The sequence below is a fragment of the Actinophytocola sp. genome, assembly GCF_035634895.1.
Taxonomy (GTDB): Bacteria; Actinomycetota; Actinomycetes; order Mycobacteriales; family Pseudonocardiaceae; genus Actinophytocola.
This window is the reverse complement of the sequence record NZ_DASQCC010000149.1, coordinates 1-16,252: the sequence shown is the minus strand read 5'-3', so window position 1 is coordinate 16,252 and position 16,252 is coordinate 1. Positions and strand designations below refer to the sequence as shown.

Below are 16,252 nucleotides of genomic sequence, written 5' to 3'. Positions count from 1 at the left end.
CGGAGCGGACGGAGTGGGTTCGGCGGCGAACCCACTCCCCCGCCGGCGTCAGCCGTGGACCGTCGCCATGAGGCGGCGCTGGACCTCCTCGGGGCCGAGCGTCGTGGCGACGGCATGCAGGTCGGGACTGCGGGTCGACCCGGTGAGGGTGACGCGGACGAGCTGGGACGCCTCGCGGATCGAGCCAGGGTAGGCGTCCGGGTTCTTCTTGTACTCCTTGGGGTTCGGGGCGAAGCCGTGCTTGGCGGCGAGCTGGCGGATCTGGTCGAACCACTCCCGGCCGTCCGCCAGCGGCTGGTAGCCGTCGGCGAGGTCGGCGAGGAACGCCCGCACGAGCTCGGGGTCGAGACCGCCGAGCCGCTCGTCGGCCGCGTCGGTGACCGGGGTGAACAGCTCGGCGAAGAAGAACCCGTAGGCGGGCCGGAAGTCCGACCACTTCCGCAGGTCCTTGCGCGGGTTGTCGACGCCGTCACGCTCGACCGCGAGCGCCCGCAGGGCGAGGTCCGGGTTGGCGTCGAGCACGGGCACCAGCTCGGCGTCGTGGGTCGCGGCCCAGACCCGGACCGCGGCGAGGATCTGCTCGCCGGTCAGGGTGGCGACGTGGTCGGCGGAGATGTCCTCGAGCTTGACCAGGTCCACCAGCGGACCGGCGACACCGCACTCCGCCAGGTGGATCGGCTCCACCAGCGCCTGTGCCAGCGGCAGCTCGGCAAGGCGGCCGTTGGCCAGGCCACGCAGGTAGTAGAGGACGGCGTCGGCGGGGTAGCCGGCGGCGATGTAGAAGTCGACGGACGCTTCCGGGTCCTTGCGCTTGGACAGCTTCCGCTTGCCGCCGGGGATCTGCTTCATCAGCGGCGCGATGTGCGCGTACTTCGGCGGCTCGAAGCCGAGGGCGTCGAACAGCTGCAGGTGCAGCGGGACCGAGGAGATCCACTCCTCGCCGCGGATCACCAGCGTGGTGCGCATCAGGTGGTCGTCGACGGCGTGCGCGAAGTGGTAGGTCGGCAGCCGCACGGGCTGCTCGGAGGACTTCAGGATGACGACGTCGTTGCGGTTGGCCTCGTGCTCCAGCTCGCCGCGGATGGCGTCGGTGAACCGGGCCCGCTGCCCGGCCGCCTCGTCCGGAGCGCGGAACCGCACCACGTACGGGGTGCCCTTCGCCAGCTCAGCACGCACCCTGTCCGGGTCGGCGTCGCGCCAGATCGCCCACGTGCCGTAGTAACCGGGCGGGACCTTGGCCGCCTGCTGCCGCGCGGTGATGTCGGCCAGCTCGTCCCGGGTCGCGAAGCACAGGTACGCCCGGCCCTGCCGCAGCAGGTGACGCACGTAGGTCAGGTAGATCCGCTCGCGCGCGGACTGGAGGTAGGGCCCGTACGCGCCGTTGCCCTCACCCTCGGTCGGCTGGATGCGGAAGTAGTCGAACGCCCGCCCGAACTGCGCCAGCGCGCCCTCGACCTCACGGGACTGGTCGGTGTCCTCGACCCGCACCAGGTACCGGCCCCCCGTGCGGGCGGAGACGTCCTGGTCGATCATCGCGACGTACACGCCACCGATGTGCACGAACCCCGTCGGCGACGGCCCGAACCGGGTCACCTCGGCCCCTTCCGGCAGGTCACGCGGCGGGTACCGCTGCTCCCAGTGCTCGGGCCCGGAGAGGTCGTCAGGGAACAGCGAGTCGAGATCAAGCACGGTTTCTCCAGGTCAGCGGCGGACGTCCGAGACCCGATCGTATCGACGTGCGGGGGTCCACGACCGGTTGGCCAGGGACCAGCCCTGACACCGGCGTTGGTCGCCGTCTCCACCCGACCCGCCCCACGCACGCTGAACGGCCGCAGCCGATTGACCTGAAAGGATCTCGCGTTTCGTGGCCCCGCGATGCTGCAATGCCCTCATGAAACTGCGGAACCTGCTCGGCGCCGTCGTCCTGGGTGCCGGCCTCGCCGTCCTCCCGACCACCTCCGCCAGCGCGATCGGCGGCCCCAACACGCTGACCGTGTTCGCCTACTACAGCGACGGCACCAAACAGACGCTGGTCGGCCAGAGATGGTCCGGCTGCGGCGGTTCCGGCGGCCAGTGGGGCGAGACGACGCCGTATGTCAACCTGTTCTTCCCAGCCTGCTAGGACTTCCAGGGGTGCGGGAGACTCGTCGATCCCGTCGGCCACGGTCGCACCCGCGATGCGCGACGACCTTGCGCGGCGTGGCGCTACCCTCACTCCACATGGCATCCGGTAAACGATCACTGGCACCCCACACCGCCTGCTGGCGGAAGGGGTGAGCGAGTACCAGTACTACGAGTTCCTCGCCGTCGACCGGCCGCTCGACGAACGGGCGCGGAGCGAGGTGCGGTCGTTGTCCACGCGGGCGCGGATCACCGCGACGAGCTTCGTCAACGAGTACCACTGGGGCGACTTCCGCGGTGACCCGAGCCGATTGATGGAGCGTTACTACGACGCGCACCTCTACCTGGCGAACTGGGGCACCCGGCACGTCATGCTCCGCCTGCCAAGCGGGGTGCTCGACGTGGACGTGGCCGAGCAGTACCAAGTCGGCGACCAGGTCACGGCCCGGACCGCGGGCAAACACCTGATCCTCAGCTTCACCAGCGAGGCCGAGGAGGACAGCTGGGACTACGAACCGGAGGGAGCACTGGCCGCGATCGTCGGCATCCGCGGCGAGCTCTCCGCCGGCGACCACCGCGCCCTCTATCTGGCCTGGCTCGCCGGGTACGGCACCTGGGAACGCGACGAGTCGGACTTCGACGACGAGGACAACGACGAACCAGAACCTCCTGTGCCAGCCGGGTTGCGCACCCTCACCGCACCACAACGCGCGCTGGCCGACTTCCTGCGCCTGGACGACGACCTTCTCACGGTCGCGGCCGAGACGAGCCCGCCGCTCCGCGGGACCCCCGACGATCCGAAACGCCTCGCCGCGTGGGTGGCCAAGCTGCCCACGGCGGAGAAGAACCGGCTGCTCGTACGCGTCGCCGGAGACCACGCCGCGACCGTGCACCTCGAGCTGCTGCACCGGTTTCGCGACGCCACCATGACGGCCACCACTGACCGGCCACGCCGCACCGTGGCCGACCTCCTCGACGGCGCCGCCCGCATCCGCGACGGCCGGCTCCGCCGCACGACCGTGCACCGTACCGAGAACTCACCCGGCGCCGCGTTGTGATCCGTCGGAACGCAACGCGGCGTCCAGGACCCGCGGCGGTCGGTTCGGCACGCGGGTCACCCGCCGTGAGTCCACGGCACGAGCGGCGGAACCGTCACACGGCGGCGGCCTTGTCGGTGGTCTGGAAGTTCTCCGGCACGGGATACATGCCCAGTGCGTAGAGCAGGATCGCCTGGTGCTGCTGGTCGACGATCTGGATGGCGCCGGCCTGCTTGATCGCGTTCTTGTCCTTCAGTGTCGGCATCGCCTTGAGGTAGGTGTGCGAGGCGATCTGTTCGAGCATGAGCGCCAGGTTCGCGACGCCCGCGACGTCGGTGACCTTCGCGAACTCGGCGTCGATGGTGGGCTTGAGCTTGGCGTTCGGCTCGGTGACCTCCTTCTTGCCGGCGTCGGTGAGGACCTTGTTCCACGCCGCCAGGTGTTCCTTGTGTTGCGCCAGCGCGGTTTTGACGTACTCGCCGACCGCCGGTGGGACCTCGCCGAGCTTTCCCGCGGTGGCCGCGTCCGCCGCGGCCTGGTAGGTGTTGACCGCGAGAACCTCCAGGCCCGCCGCGGCCTCGGCGACGGCGGCGTCATCGGACGCCGAGCCACCACCCGAGGTGCTGGTCTGGCCGGTCGTGCTCGATGAACCGCTGTCGCTGTCGTCCTTGCCGCAGGCCGCGGTCAGCGCCGCGACCATGGTGGCCACGGCCCCGCCGACCAGCATGCGACGACGGTTGACCGCCGCGGGTGAGGCCAACTGCTCGGCGACCTCCGGCGGGACGACCGGCTCCGAGATCGGCTCGTATCGGCGATCGCGACTCATTTGACTGCTCCTGACTCGGGTGGCGCGATGAGGTCGTCCTGGGTCTGTTCGAGTGCGTCGGGGAACGCGACGCTGCCGGCCGCGGCGGGCAGCTTGGCCAGGTCCGCCCCGATCGGGATCTTGATCAGGTCGGGGGCGCCGCCCTTCAGCAGTGCGCTCACCGCGCGCAGGGTGGCCAGGTGCTGGGCCTCGACCCCCATCACGCTGCCCATGATCTCCTTGGACTTCATGTCCTCGAACATGGACAGGTTCACCAGGTAGGTGTCGGTCGCGACCTTCTCCAGGCTGGCGGCGAGGTCGACCACGTCGACGGGAGCGGCCAACTTGGGGGTGGCCTGCTGGACCACCTGAAGGAACTTCGGGTTCGGCTCGTCCTGCGCCTTGCCGCCCAGCGCGGTGGTCTGGTTCTGGAAGGCCTGGCGGTGCTCGTCGTGCTGCTGCATGGTGGTCTGCGCGAACTTGACCACCACCGCGTTCCCGTTCGCGATGAACGGCAGCTTCAGGGCCGTGCCGTACGTGTTGACCGCCAGCCGCTCCAGCGAGGACGCGGTCTGGAGCATCTGGATGTCCAGCGGTGTGTCCGCACGCGCCGGTGTGGACAGCAGGCCGAGGAACATGCCGCCGAACCCGCCGGTCACCAGCCCGGCCGCGGCCAGCCCACTCGTGCCCTGGGCCATGCGCGCCAACACCTCCCGGCGACCCTGGTTGAAACGCTTGATCTCGTCGGTGTCGATCTCCTCGCCCCGCCGCTCCTCGCGGATCTCACGCAGTGCGGGAAGCGTTTCCCGCATCTGTTTGATCGCATCCACTTGAAGGTCCTGGGACTCCGTGATCAACTCACGGAACGTTCGCTCGTCGAAACTCATCGCACGCAATCCTTTCCGCATCAGCGCCCGCGTTTGGTGAAGTGATCAGTTGCCCATGCCCGCGCGACCAAGGGCGGCACGGCCGTTCACATGGGTGGTTTCGTCCGGAATGGACTGTCGCGACAGGAGTGTCGAAAAGGCGTCAGCCGGCTTCCAGCGGCCCGCGTAACGTGGCCGCGGACCACGGTTCCGTGCTCAACGGACCGGCGCCGGAGTTCTGTCGATGGGTCGACGACGCGTACACGGCACTCCTTCAGCGTGTTGGACGAACAACGCGACCGAGGGCGTGGTCTGGGCCGACGCGGCGGCGCTCGAACGGCTCGAGACTGATCTTCGTGGCTGAACGGTCTCGACCGTAACTCCCGGTTGCGGCAGGTCGCAACACGAGTGCCCGCCGCTCGAATTCCAGACAACCGTCCGGCGACACGCCTCGACTCTTGTCGACGCGAGGTCACGAACACCGCACCCATGGAATCGGCTAAAATACACACAATCCGGCGAACGACATGCAGAACAGCGAGAATATGCCCCGATCAGGTGGATCTTGCCGCCAATCCGGCCCGATCAGTCTCTTGGGTGTCCCCGAAACGGGGGAATTTGCTTTGGAGCCCGCGCGTCACGCCCGGGACAGGCACACCGTCGACGTCGACGGGATCCACCGGAACCATATGCCACTCGCGGTAACCGCGGTCCAGGACGGGATGTCCCAGCTGTACACGATGCCCTCGTCGCCGCCACTCGCCACGGTGTGCTCGTCAACGAACCGAACAGCCTTAACCGGCTGCGTGTGACGTCCCGGCGGGCTCGCGGGCACGAGATCCGCGTCGAAGCAGCCCGACAGGTCCCACAGCCAACTCGCCGTTCCGGTCGCCGGTGGCGCCAACCCGACCCGAGGGCGTGACGTCGATCGCCGCCGTGTGCGGCTGGCTCGCACGCGGTGTCGAGGGCGTAGCGAACCGGCGGACCATCCTTCCGTCCCGGCGACCCGCAGCGTCTGGAGACGGTCGTAGCCCGGCAGGGCGAACACCGCGATCTCCCGCCAGTCACGAATGGCCAACACGGTCTCCTTGGGCGAGAGGGCGAACGTGCCCTGGTCCTCCGCGGCTGTCCGATCGGCCAGGCCATCCGCCGCTCGCCGTCACCGGACAGAGTCAGAAACCACCCGCACCCTGCCGCGCCGATTCGGACCCGACGGGCGTACCACTGCCAAACACGTGAACCCGTTCACCAACAACGTCGAACGCGACCCGACGACCCGCATCCCGGTCTCGTGCGTCCAGACCCGCGCGCCGACGTCGGGCCGAGTCGTCCACATCGGCTCGGCCCGCAGCCGCGGCGCTCCCGGCCCAGACAAAGCCACCCGCGCGGCACGACTCAGATCCGCAACCAACAACGCTTCACGCAGCAGCGCAACCGAACCACCGCGAGCGACAAGGTGCGCGTGACGCAGCAACCAACGCCGAAACCGCAGACCAGCCGACTCCGCCGACAAGAAAGTCAAGAAGGCTCACCAGTTCATCGCCACTCATCCGCGATAGGTCACACATGCCGCGACTCTATTTGATCGAGCCGCACGAAGGTACGGCAGCGCGCCGCTGCCAGTGATCCACTCTTGTCGTAGATGGCACGCAGCGCTTCGCCCAGACGCTCTCGACGAACCACAGCGAGATCAGTCCAATTAGGCCAGTTTCTGTGACATCACCACGTCAGACCGTTGCAATACCGACGGCTGACAGCGGTTCATCCAACTGCGCACCGTCCTTCGCTTGCCAACAACGATATGATGAAAATCATACTGAATAGTGGGTTGAAAACAGGCGGATGCCACGTACAAACCAGCACGAGGGTCACTCGGCTACCGAAAACCATCCGACACGCGGCTCCATCAATCGCCCTTGAGAAACCAAAGATCGACAGGTTTCGAGGATCTCTTCGAAGCTCGCTGGCGACTCAATTCCAACACTCGTCGAAAACCTTTTGACTCGCCAGGCGTCAAAAACCGCCAAGTCGTCTCCAAGGAAATCAACGTCAACTTCAGCGCGACCAGCCTCAATAAAAAGGCACCCAGAACCATGAAAGTTATATTCAAGACCCTCGCGGAGGGTCCCCGTCTTTTCCACACTCCGCAGCCTGTACAGACCGAGGAGACCAACCAGCCCTCCACTCCCGGATAAGACTCGCTTAACAGCGACACGTACTCGGGACAAGGCTTGCAAGTACGCCTCGACCTCACTCAAAGGCCCACCCATCATCGATACCCCCGCTTCCCATACTTACATTCCGCCTGGAGGCGTTACCTGACAGCGCCTCGGTACGCCTGAGGCTGAAAGGATTCGCAATTTCCACATATGTTGTGAACGAGTACCGGCGTCTCGCCAGCCAGCACATGATACGTGTGAATGTCGTCGATGCTGAGGTTGTACGCTTCGGCCGATCGCTTGGAAGTTAGGTCGAGACCAGCTACGCGAATAGTGTTGCCGGCGGCGGTCAGGAGGGCGTCGCCGGAGTCGAGCTGGTCGGCACGTTCTCAGGTACCGTCAGTGGCGTTCCAGAATGGGTGGTCTTCGGTCGTCGTGACGCGCGAACCACTCTCGGGGACCAGGTCAACAACCGTGTCTTGATGTTCAACCAGGGCGGTAACTCTCCGAGGACTGCGACTACCGGTCTTCGGATCGGCCGCGAAGACTTCGTCCCCGCTCTTAATATCCTCAATCGGCTCGTGTGTGCCGTCCGCCATGAGGACGTTCGTGTCGCCTGTGAAGCTGCATGCCGCCCGTCCCAAATCGATGGCATCGTCGAGCAAGTTACCTGCGCCGACGGCACCAGTCGCCCCACGAAGGCAGCCCCTTCGGGGGTTGTGGTATTGGCGACACCGCCGGCGATGGCCGAACACAATGAACTTCACCACGCCAGGATCCTTTTTCTAGAAGACCGTAGGATTTGGCAACACTGCAGAATGCATCATCCTCGGGAATCGCACTGGCGCAGATTCCCTTCGCCCAGTCGGCGATGGCCTCGTCGTAGGTTCCACTTTCCATGTAGCGGGCGAAGCCAGGGCGTTGTTTGAGTTCATCGAATGTGGGTAGACGGCGGTCAATAAATGTGGGCTGCTTGGATGTATCCTTTCTCATCAGTTCGCACAGGAGCGGGCCCAGACCTTGCGGGTGAAGGGTTATCGACCTATCTTCCCTTGATGCCTGTAGAATGTTTATGTGGCCGACCAGCTCGCCGTCGGCTTCGGGAAGCAACACTTCGACAGGTAGGCCAGTCAACGCGAGGCTTTCAGCCAGCGCGTCGAGCGAGATGGTCGTCTCGAACATGACAGTTGTGGTGGACGCCGGCGCTCGGCGCCAGACTTGGGTGGCTACATGACCGCGGTCGGCGCCAGCGCGAACGTCGTCGTGCTCGGCATCGCCAAACGCGCCGACACCCCGATCTCGTCCTGGGAATTCACCGGCAAGGGCGAGGTGACATCAAGGCGCGATAAACGGAACTCAACTGATAAACTCTGAGTATCGCCCTGAAAGTTCCTTTATCACCTGTCGAATTTCGTAAATTGCTACGTCATTATTGAGGCTGGCCTCAACGTCTAACTGCTCGATCAAGACAGCGTAGAGGTTGGAAATGAAGGTACACTTTCGTGTCGCTTGAATTTGATCCACCCAAAGGCAATTTAACTCGAGCGCATCTTTGCACGCCTGCCGATCCGATGATTCAGGTGAGCGCGCCATGAGCGCGTTGATAACGTTGCCAAATGTCACGCTTCTCATGGACACGTCACCGACTTCGAACGCAAATAATGCAGACATTTTCACCTAATTCAATATTTTGGTGCCGTCAATAACGATAACTCGGTTCTGTATACTCTTGCCCAAGGTGCCATAGTATGACATCACATCATCGATCTGACCACGCGACGCTCCCGTCATATCGACGATCGCGAAGTCGGATTTGTTAGCGTGACGCGGAATTTGAGCCAAGAAGTTACGTCGCTGTCTGTCCCAATTTTGGAAGGCGCCCGGCGCTCCCATTGCATCGAACTTGCCGCTCTTTCCGACGAAGTCAGCATCGGGCGCGTTCACTCCCCGCAGCCCCTCTGACGGGAATATGCTGTCCATCCGCGCGAGTGTAGCCTGTTCCGCGGAGTTCAGCGCCTTCGACGCGGGACAGTTGTGCACAAGTACCGGAGCATCACCAACAAGCACATAGTAGGTGTGCAGGTCGTCGACACTGAGTGTGAACGCCATAGCGGTGCGGACTGTGTCGGCACGAAGTCCTGACGCTCGGACAGTGCGGCCATTGGCGGCGAGGAGGATGTCGCCCGGATCGAGTTCCTGGGCTTGTTGCCACTGTTGATCGGTAGAGTTCCAGTAGGGATGGTCCTCTGTTGTGGTCACGGTCGCGCCATCTTCCGTGACGAGCTTCAGAACGATGTCCTGGTGATGCCACGCCGCCGTGACTGTACGGGTCCCGCTCTTCCCGGTCTCAGGGTCGGCCGCCCTTACTTCGTCGCCGACCTTGACGTCCCTGATTGGCTTGTGGGTGCCGTCTGCCATAAGGATTTTGGTGTCACCGGTGAAGCTGCATGCCGCGCGCCCCAAGTCGAGGGCATCGTCGACCAGTCTGCCCGCGCCGTAGGCGCCGAAGGCCGCTCCTTCCGGGGTCACCGCGTCGGCCACGCCGCCGGCGATGGCCGAACACAATTCCGAAGCGAGGCATTCAATGACCAGCGGAGCGAGGACCACAGCGAGGCTTACGACCCGCATGAACTTGACGACGCCGGGCTCTACTTCGAGAAGGCCGTAGGATTTGGCGGCGTTGCAGAATTGGTCGTCTTCTGGGATCGCGTGGGAGCAGATGCCTTTGGCCCAGTCGGCGATGGCGTCGTCGTAGGTTCCGCTTTCCATGTAGTGGGCGAAGCCGGGGCGTTGTTTGAGTTCGTCGAAAGTCGGGAGGCGACGGTCGACGACGGTGGGTTGTTTGGACGGGTCCTTATTCTGGCCGGTCTTGATCTCGTAGTCGTCTTGGGCTTGGTGTGGGTTGGAGCTGCAGGGTGGGCAGCCGACGCCGACTTCGGGGCCGCCGAGGTTGTCGGGGTAGAAGTTGCAGGAGTCGCAGTACAGACCGGTGGGGTCACTGTTGGTGACGGGGTTGTTGTTGCTGTAGGCGTAGGGGTTCCACTGTTGCGGGTTGGCCGTATCTAGCACAGGGTCTACAGAGATGAAGGCGCCGGTGGTCGGGTCGTATTTGCGGGCGCCGATGTCGGTCAGGCCGGTCACCGGGTTGTGTGGCATGTTGAGGAACCCGCGCTGGTCGGGCCACACGCCTTGGGCGATGCCGATTGGGTTGCCGTAGGGGTCGAAGGTGCGGCGGCTGACGGTGAAGTCTGGTGTGGTCGCGGTGACTTGGCCAGTGCCGTGTTGGTCGGTTTGGAGGTAGCGGGGGTTGTTGCCCGCGATGCGCATGGCGACGGTGGTGCCGTTGTGGGTGTAGTAGCGGGTACCGGTCACGATGCCTGAGGTGTTGTCCCGGACGATGTCCTGCCCGGGTAGGTACAGCGTGGTCGTGTCGGGGTCGGAGCGGATGAGTTGGTTGCCGTCGGCGTCGTAGGTGTAGGCGGTGGCGCTGGTGGGCGTGGTGATGGTGGCGACCTGGTTGTTCTCGTTCCACGTGAGGGTTTGGTCTCCGGTGGGTAGTTCGCGGGTCGTGACGTCGCCGACGGCGTTGTAGCCGTAGCTGGTGCTGCTCGTGCCGGTCGGACCTGTGGTCGTGGTGCTGGACAGGGCGTGCGGGCGGACCGCGTCGGCGCCGGAGGCGGGATAGGTATAGGTAGTCGTGGTGTTCTGGCCGCCCCCGACAGCGTGCCGGGTCTGGCTGCGACGCAGACCGATCTTGTCGATGTCCCACGTCGTCCAGTACGGGGTGACACCGCCGACGGTCGCGGTGGAGGGTGCGGTGGTGCAGTCGTTGGTCGCGGTCCAGGCTTGGGTGAGCCGGTTGAGGGCGTCGTAGGTGAAGCACTGGGTGCGGGTGGGCGCGTCGTTGTTGGGGTCGCCCTGGACGTTGACGATCTTGGTGATGTTGCCGACCAGGTCGCGGGTGTAGTTCAGGGCGTCGATCTGCGGGAAGGCCTGCTGTGAGGACAGGATGGCCTGGGTGAGGGCGCGGGTGTGTGAGTCGTAGCCGTAGGCGAGTGACGCCGTGAGGCTGTTGATGCCGAGCGTGTATCTGATGGGTTCGCCGTAGGCGGTGTACGTCGACGCGGACACGATGGAGTTCTCACCGAGAGTCGACTTCGGCTGGCCGTAGCGGTCGTAGGCGATGACAAGATCCTCGTAGGGCAGTCCGCCCACGGCTTCCTGGCTGATGACGCGCGGTAGACCAGTGCTGGTGTAGGAGGTGGTCGTCGTGTACGTGCCGGCGAGTCCGGTTTCACCCGTAGGGATCTGCACCATGTTCTCGCTGGGAAGGCCGGCGCTGTTGTAGTGCGACACCCCGACCTGATAGTCGCCCTTGGCGGTGTGTCGCACGCTGGACGCGGGCAGACCGACGCCACCGGGAGTGGTGTCGTAGAACCATTCCGCGAGCGGTGGTGTGGACAGGGAGCCGCTGTGTTGGGCGGTCTTGCGGCCGAGTTCGTCGTAGGCGTAGGTGAGGACCTGGCCGCGGGCGTCGGTGGTGGAGGTGAGCAGGCCGGTGAGGTCGTAGGTGGAGGTCGTGGTGCCCGCGTCGGGATCGGTGACCGTGGTCCGGTGGCCGAGCATGTCGTAGCCGTAGGACCACGTGTTGTGTGCGGCGTCGGTCATCCCGTCAAGTTGGCCCAGGGCGTTGTACCGCAGCGTGGTCGGTTCGAAGGTGCCGCCGCTGACCACGCTGCCGGTGACGATCGGCGCGCTGGTGTACTGGCGGATCTCCGTGTTGCGGCCGCGGACGTCGGAGATCGCGGTCGCGGTCACTCCACCGAGTGGTGGGATCACGGTGGTGCGGTCGCCACCATAGATGGTCCGGGACTCCCACTTCTTGTTGAGTCGCTGGTAGGAGAGGGACTTCACCGGCCGGCCAGCGCCGTCGTACTCGGTGATGGTGCGGTCGTCGATCTCGCTGTCGCCTATCGCAACCAGGTTGGTGGCGGGGACGTTGCCGATCACATACCGGTTGTTGCTACGGATCGCCCAGCCATGTGAGTCGTAGAAGACATCGCTCATGACCCGACTGCTGACACCGCCGGGGTTGCTCACGTCGTCGGTTTGGGTCTGGCGGAGTTGCCCGAACGCATCGAACAGCTTGATGCTGGTGACGTAGTTGGTGCCGGTGCCGTAGTCCACCAGAGTCTTGGTGGTCACCGCCAGTGGCCCGTCAATCCGTTGCAGGTAGGCGTAGGTGACGTCAGCGGTCACCCGTCCCTTGGCTCGTCCGGGTTTCCAGACCTCGGTCACTCGACCCAATGCATCGTAGTTGGCGTCGCTGCGGCGGCCGCCGACGTCGACGGTGCCGGTGGTGAGGCCGCGGGAGGGCTCGAGTTCGGTGGTGGTGGTCTGGTTCTTCGGGTTGGTGACGACCACCTTCGCCACGATGCCGCCGTCGGCAGGGGTGTAGGCGGTGTTGGTGGTGTGCTGGTTCGCGTCGGTGGCCGACGTGATGCGGCCGAGCGGGTCGTAGACGGTGGTGCCTAGTTTCGCGAAGCGGCTGGTCGTGCTGCCGTCACAGGTGGACTGGGCGGACGGGATGCCGCTGACGGTCTTCTCGGTGCAGGTGGCGTTACCGGCACCGGGGACCGCGCCGAGGGTGGTGGAGTTGTCGTAGTAGGTGCGGGTCGCGGACAGGGTCGGGGATGGATCGATTCCCGGTGCAGGGCAGGCCTGCTGTGAGGTGATGGTCTCGCTGACGCGGTCACGAATCCACGAGGTAGTCGTGTTTTCCGCGTAGTGCACGACGGTACAGACGTCGGGGACGCCTGTGCCCGACTCGGTCGTGGCGGTCCTGCGGCCGATCGCGTCGTACCCGTAGGTGGTCGTCGCCGTTCGTTCGCCGCCGGCGGCCAGTGAGGTGATCACGCGACTCCTCCTGGCCTGGCGCAAACGGGTACGCATGCGGATGACCACCGACTCGATATTGCCGTGGCTGCTCAGCGTGGCCTCCAACGTGTTCCGTTCCCACAGTCGTTCGATGACCAGATGGCTGCGCATCACCTGGCGACTGCCTGGCGAGAACGTGCCCGACCACGCCGAGGGGTCGCAGGCCGCATCGTCGCCGAGCACCGCATGGTCGAACTGCTGGCGGCGGTGCGAGAGTTGCCCCGCAACCAGCAGGAATCACTCGCCCTTTGCGTATGGTCCGGCGTGTCCTACGCCGAAACCGCCGCGGTACTGGGGATCGCGGAGGTCAGCGTGCGGGCACGGGTCAGCAAGGCCCGCGCCCGGCTGCGGAACCTGCTCACACCGCCCGTCGTCGCGCTCACCACGTCGGAGGAGGCTGCCTGATGAACACACCGTCGCCGGCTCACGACCTGCCGCCGCACCAGCAAGCCCGGATCCGCGCCACCCTCGTCCGCGCCGCGCGTGAACCGCGGCCACCCAGGTGGATGGCACCGGTGTTCAGCATGGCGACGGCGATCGTCGCCCTCGGCCTGGTCATGTGGTTCGTCCAGCTCGGTGACGGCAACGGGCGAACTGCCGGACCGGCCACGACCAGTACTGCCACGAGCCCGACCGCCGGCGAATCGATCATGCGTCGGGTCCAGATAACTCCGGAAGACGTCCCTGAACTCAGATCCGGCTTCACCGTCCTGGGCGGGTTCCAGCCGCCGATCTGCGTGGACTCCCACCCAATCGCCCGCATCGAGGGCGGCGGCAACGGGAGGATGGGCTCCCAGCTCGTCATCGGCCGCGTCGATGCCGCCACGACCACTCGGGTCACGCTCACCCAGAAAGACGTGACCATCGATGCGGTGCTTGTGGGCGGTGTCTACGCCGCCCGCATCGTCCGCCCGCTCGACTGGTGGCTCACGGGTGACAGCCCCACCGCCGATGGTGGTCAATGAGTACAGCGTCGAGGGCGACCTGGTGGGCATCGCGGTTCCGCGCTACCGGTAGCCCCCAGGACGGCCATCTGTGGCCAAACCGTTTGTCCAGAATGCTCATACGCCCCTCACCCGCAGCTGACTGCCCGGTCCGGTGTCGAGGTGTCGTCGAGGCGTCGCACGAAGGAGTCCCTGCCCACGCTCTTACGCTTGTCGCAGGCCGCTTCCTTGTTGACGAACGGTCCATAGTAGACGGAGTAGATATCGGCGCCGTCGAGTTGTTGCCGTAGCGATGGACAGCCGGTCGATGGCGCGTGGAGGTACTTCGTGCCGGGATTGCCGTCCAGGATGCCCTGGACGGTGCGCCGGTACTGGTCGGGTTTGACGGCCGAGCCGACGATGACGATGTAGCTGCCGTCGCAGGCCGGTGTGCTGAGCGGGACCGAGAGCGACAGGTCCGGGGTCGATGGCCGGGTGTCGGTCGTGGTGGTGGGGCTGGACGGCTGGCCGCCACCCATGTCCAACGGCCAGTTCAGCACCGCCGCCGCCACCAGTGCGGCCACCACCACGGCCGCCGCAGCCCCGGCGAGCCACCAGACGCCTCTGCGCGATGGTGCGGCGACGCGGAGGGAGGCGTCCGGTGCCGGCAGGGGGGCGGTGGGCTGGGTTGGCGGCTGGCGGAGTGCCTGTCTGGCCGCCGCGGCCAGGGCGCCCGCGCTCGCGAACCGGTCCTCGGCGCGCTTGGCCATTCCGGTGGCGACGACCTGGTCGAAGGCGGGTGGCAGGTCGGGCCGCCGCTCCGTGGGTCTCGGTGGTGGCTGGTTGTGATGGGCGTACATGAGCGCCAGTGGGTTATCAGCGGTGAACGGCGGCACGCCGGTGAGGCACTGGTACAGCAGGCAGGCGAGCGAGTACACGTCGACCCGGTGTCCCACCTGGCCGGCGGGTTCGAAGCGTTCCGGCGCCATGTAGGAGACCGTGCCGAGCGGGATGCCGGTCCCGGTGATGTCGGCGTTCCCGGTCACCGAGCGGGCGATGCCGAAGTCGACGAGGTAGGCGAAGCCGCCGGCGGTGAGCAGCACGTTGGACGGTTTGACATCGCGGTGCACGAGTCCCTCAGCGTGGGCCGCGTCGAGGGCGCTGGCGATCTGACCGATCACCTCGACCGCCGTGGCCGGGTCGAGCGGACCGCCCTCGGCCAGCCTCGCACGCAGGTTGTTCCCCTCGACCAGCCGCATGTCCAGGTACAGGCGACCGTCGACCTCACCGTAGGCGTGGATGGGGATGACGTGCGGCTCCCGCAGTCGCGCGGCGGCACGTGCCTCCCGGACGAACCGCCGCCGGAAGTCGTCGTCGCTGGCCAGGTGGTCGCCGAGCAGCTTGATCGCGACCATGCGGTCGTGCTCGGTGTCGTAGGCGCGGTGGACCTCGCCCATGCCTCCGCGGGCGATCAGCCCCTCGACCCGGTAACGGCCGAACTGCCAGTCCACGCGCCTCCCCTAACCCGGGCCCGCACGACCGGAGCGTGACTCCGCGACAACCGCCCTCACCTGGTGCCCCAGGCTATCGAACTCGATGAGGAACCAGTCACATTTCACGTGATCGGCAGCCCAAGGTCCGCACGAAGACAAGACGTCCCGAACTCGAACAGCCACCTGCCCCCGGCCTGTTCGTCAGATACGCAGGTCGTCGTCGACCGCGCCGGCGAGTTGGCCGACTCGGGACATGTCGTCCAACCGCCGCGTCAGGAAGGCACACGCGTGGTCGTGTTTGAGCGACCACCACGCCGCCGACCCGCCGAGCCCACCCTTGGCGATCTTCACCTGGTCGCGGATGAGGCCGAGCGTCCACGTGAGCGTCGTCTCGAAGACCTCGTCGTAGCGACGTACCTGCGGCGCCAGGAACTCGGCGAGCAGCTCGGGTCCCAGAAGGCGGCGTGCGTTGCCGTCCGAGTCGTTCAGCTCGGCGAAGAACTTCGCCGCGGAGCTGGCCGTGACGTGGAGGTTCACCGAGCCGAAAACCGCCTGACGCCAGGCTTTCGAGTTCATTCGCGCCAGGTCCAGGATCCCGTCCGGCGCCGCGACCCACCGCCGCATGGGCAACAGCCGTGGCACGTCCGGGCTCGCGTACTCCAGCTCCGCGACTCGGTGCAGCTCGCTCGCCGGCACCCCGAACCAGGCGTCCAACCCCAACGCCGGTCGCACCACGTCGTTGAAGACCTCGCCCAGGGACGTCCCCGCGCCGGCACGCAACACGCCGTCGATCAGGTGGCCGTAGGTCAGCGAGTGTTCCCCCAGCGAGCTGCCCGGCACGTACTCCGGCGGCGCGGCCGCCAGGCTGTCCCGCAACCCGGCGTCGTCCAGCAGGTCGAGCCCAGCGTCCA

General features: G+C 66.1%; 14 protein-coding genes and 2 pseudogenes. 5 read left to right on the top strand and 11 right to left on the bottom strand.

The genetic code is table 11. The features are described 5' to 3' along the window. Nucleotides 1-48 precede the first annotated feature (48 nt). Nucleotides 49-1,689, bottom strand: coding sequence for a glutamate--tRNA ligase (locus VET29_RS21920; protein ID WP_324923418.1), 1,641 nt, complete (start codon nucleotides 1,687-1,689; stop codon nucleotides 49-51). Between the two features lie 202 nt (nucleotides 1,690-1,891). Between VET29_RS21920 and VET29_RS21915 the strand changes: the two genes are divergently transcribed. Together VET29_RS21915 and VET29_RS21910 are read left to right on the top strand one after the other, a co-directional pair. Beyond that, nucleotides 1,892-2,122, top strand: a complete 231-nt coding sequence (locus VET29_RS21915; RefSeq protein WP_324923416.1) for a DUF6289 family protein — start codon at nucleotides 1,892-1,894, stop codon at nucleotides 2,120-2,122. Between the two features lie 151 nt (nucleotides 2,123-2,273). Beyond that, entirely contained in the window at nucleotides 2,274-3,179 is a 906-nt protein-coding gene (locus VET29_RS21910; protein WP_324923414.1) for a hypothetical protein, read from the top strand. 94 nt (nucleotides 3,180-3,273) lie between these two features. On the opposite strand, the gene VET29_RS21905 is transcribed toward VET29_RS21910, so the two are convergent. The 6 genes and pseudogenes from VET29_RS21905 to VET29_RS21895 all read right to left on the bottom strand — a co-directional run bounded on the left by VET29_RS21905 (nucleotide 3,274) and on the right by VET29_RS21895 (nucleotide 8,170). Then, on the bottom strand, nucleotides 3,274-3,984 hold the full coding sequence (locus VET29_RS21905; protein ID WP_324923412.1) for a ferritin-like domain-containing protein: 711 nt from the start codon (nucleotides 3,982-3,984) through the stop codon (nucleotides 3,274-3,276). After that, nucleotides 3,981-4,775, bottom strand: a complete 795-nt coding sequence (locus tag VET29_RS21900) for a ferritin-like domain-containing protein (protein WP_324923410.1) — start codon at nucleotides 4,773-4,775, stop codon at nucleotides 3,981-3,983. Before VET29_RS21900 ends, VET29_RS21905 begins: the two co-directional genes overlap by 4 nt. A 1,922-nt stretch (nucleotides 4,776-6,697) precedes the next feature. Further along, complete coding sequence (locus VET29_RS44115; protein ID WP_414636564.1) at nucleotides 6,698-7,099, bottom strand: DUF6896 domain-containing protein; 402 nt, start codon at nucleotides 7,097-7,099, stop codon at nucleotides 6,698-6,700. 44 nt (nucleotides 7,100-7,143) lie between these two features. Beyond that, nucleotides 7,144-7,362 (bottom strand): annotated as a pseudogene (locus VET29_RS44110) (polymorphic toxin-type HINT domain-containing protein); the annotation flags it as partial. A gap of 15 nt (nucleotides 7,363-7,377) precedes the next feature. Continuing rightward, nucleotides 7,378-7,743, bottom strand: a complete 366-nt coding sequence (locus tag VET29_RS44105; protein WP_414636563.1) for a Hint domain-containing protein — start codon at nucleotides 7,741-7,743, stop codon at nucleotides 7,378-7,380. Next, the gene (locus VET29_RS21895) at nucleotides 7,655-8,170 is read right to left on the bottom strand and encodes a hypothetical protein (protein WP_324923408.1); all 516 of its coding nucleotides are present in this window, start codon (nucleotides 8,168-8,170) and stop codon (nucleotides 7,655-7,657) included. Before VET29_RS21895 ends, VET29_RS44105 begins: the two co-directional genes overlap by 89 nt. A 5-nt stretch (nucleotides 8,171-8,175) precedes the next feature. Between VET29_RS21895 and VET29_RS21890 the strand changes: the two are divergent. Then, a pseudogene (locus tag VET29_RS21890) lies at nucleotides 8,176-8,362 on the top strand (hypothetical protein); the annotation flags it as partial. On the opposite strand, the gene VET29_RS21885 reads toward VET29_RS21890, so the two are convergent. Together VET29_RS21885 and VET29_RS21880 are read right to left on the bottom strand one after the other, a co-directional pair. After that, nucleotides 8,345-8,665 (bottom strand): hypothetical protein, encoded by a 321-nt coding sequence (locus VET29_RS21885; protein ID WP_324923406.1) that lies wholly within the window; start codon nucleotides 8,663-8,665, stop codon nucleotides 8,345-8,347. The pseudogene VET29_RS21890 and the gene VET29_RS21885 sit on opposite strands and share 18 nt — an antisense overlap. Beyond that, complete coding sequence (locus VET29_RS21880; protein ID WP_324923404.1) at nucleotides 8,666-13,108, bottom strand: RHS repeat-associated core domain-containing protein; 4,443 nt, start codon at nucleotides 13,106-13,108, stop codon at nucleotides 8,666-8,668. It abuts the gene before it with no gap. On the opposite strand from VET29_RS21880, the gene VET29_RS21875 reads away from it, so the two are divergent. Beyond that, nucleotides 13,025-13,330 (top strand): RNA polymerase sigma factor, encoded by a 306-nt coding sequence (locus tag VET29_RS21875; RefSeq protein ID WP_324923402.1) that lies wholly within the window; start codon nucleotides 13,025-13,027, stop codon nucleotides 13,328-13,330. The genes VET29_RS21880 and VET29_RS21875 overlap by 84 nt on opposite strands. Next, nucleotides 13,330-13,890 carry a hypothetical protein gene (locus tag VET29_RS21870; protein ID WP_324923400.1) on the top strand — a complete coding sequence of 187 codons (561 nt, stop codon included), beginning with the start codon at nucleotides 13,330-13,332 and terminating at the stop codon, nucleotides 13,888-13,890. The genes VET29_RS21875 and VET29_RS21870 overlap by 1 nt, the downstream gene beginning before the upstream one ends. Before the next feature lie 107 nt (nucleotides 13,891-13,997). On the opposite strand, the gene VET29_RS21865 is transcribed toward VET29_RS21870, so the two are convergent. Together VET29_RS21865 and VET29_RS21860 are read right to left on the bottom strand one after the other, a co-directional pair. Next, nucleotides 13,998-15,359, bottom strand: coding sequence for a serine/threonine-protein kinase (locus VET29_RS21865; RefSeq protein ID WP_324923398.1), 1,362 nt, complete (start codon nucleotides 15,357-15,359; stop codon nucleotides 13,998-14,000). 183 nt (nucleotides 15,360-15,542) lie between these two features. Continuing rightward, the coding region (locus VET29_RS21860; protein WP_324923396.1) for a serine hydrolase domain-containing protein at nucleotides 15,543-16,252 on the bottom strand (710 nt) is incomplete at its 5' end.

Bases quoted from the DNA above. Each gene is read 5' to 3' on its own strand.
- VET29_RS44115 (WP_414636564.1), bottom strand. From the start codon at position 7,099: ATGGGTGGGCCTTTGAGTGAGGTCGAGGCGTACTTGCAAGCCTTGTCC.
- VET29_RS21870 (WP_324923400.1), top strand. From the start codon at position 13,330: ATGAACACACCGTCGCCGGCTCACGACCTGCCGCCGCACCAGCAAGCC.
- VET29_RS21875 (WP_324923402.1), top strand. From the start codon at position 13,025: ATGGCTGCGCATCACCTGGCGACTGCCTGGCGAGAACGTGCCCGACCA.
- VET29_RS21895 (WP_324923408.1), bottom strand. From the start codon at position 8,170: ATGTTCGAGACGACCATCTCGCTCGACGCGCTGGCTGAAAGCCTCGCG.
- VET29_RS21900 (WP_324923410.1), bottom strand. From the start codon at position 4,775: ATGCGGGAAACGCTTCCCGCACTGCGTGAGATCCGCGAGGAGCGGCGG.
- VET29_RS21915 (WP_324923416.1), top strand. From the start codon at position 1,892: ATGAAACTGCGGAACCTGCTCGGCGCCGTCGTCCTGGGTGCCGGCCTC.
- VET29_RS21905 (WP_324923412.1), bottom strand. From the start codon at position 3,984: ATGAGTCGCGATCGCCGATACGAGCCGATCTCGGAGCCGGTCGTCCCG.